General features: G+C 35.6%; 1 protein-coding gene. It reads left to right on the top strand.

From position 1 onward, the window contains the following. Positions 1-745: IS1634 family transposase (locus ACQRBH_RS17270; RefSeq protein WP_427762687.1), on the top strand; the 745-nt coding region annotated here is incomplete at both ends.

Raw genomic sequence — 745 nt, 5'->3', positions numbered from 1 at the left:
TCTCACAGATTTGATCTATGCGAGAATCCTATCTCCTTCCAGCAAGATGAGCAGTTATTCTTTCTGTCATTCTCTTTTGGAACCGCCTAAATATTCTTTGCAGAATATTTATCGTGCTCTTTCTGTTATGGCGGAGGAATCGGATTACATCCAAGAAGAACTTTATCGAAATTCAAACTTTGTTCATCATCGAAATTCAAAAATCTTGTATTACGATTGCACGAATTACTATTTCGAAATCGAAGAAGAAAGTGGTGACAAAAAATACGGTAAAAATAAAGAACACAGGCCGAATCCAATCGTTACTATGGGACTTTTTATGGATGCTGATGGCATACCGCTTGCTTTTGATATCTTCCCTGGAAATCAAAACGAACAGCTCACACTAAAACCATTAGAGACAAAAGTAATTAAAGATTTTGATTGCAGCAAATTTATCTTTTGTTCGGATGCCGGCTTAGGAAGCGTAAAAAACAGATTTCTAAACAGCTTTGGGAATCGTTCTTATGTGATTACTTACTCATTAAAAAAAATGAAACAGGAAGATCGTGAAATAGCCTTGAATCCGACTCAATTTAAAGTTCCCGGTTCGAATAAAATGATTGATCTAAGAACCCTTGACGAAACGGATCCAGATGTATTTCATACGGTTTATTACAAAGAAGTACCCCTTGTGACCGGAGATATGGATGAAACGATTATTGTTACTTACTCTCCTAAATATAAAGCTTATCAACAAAAAATC

The organism is Bariatricus sp. SGI.161, from assembly GCF_050313695.1.
Taxonomy (GTDB): Bacteria; Bacillota; Clostridia; order Lachnospirales; family Lachnospiraceae; genus JAFBIX01.
This window is presented reverse-complemented; position numbering and strand designations above follow the sequence as displayed.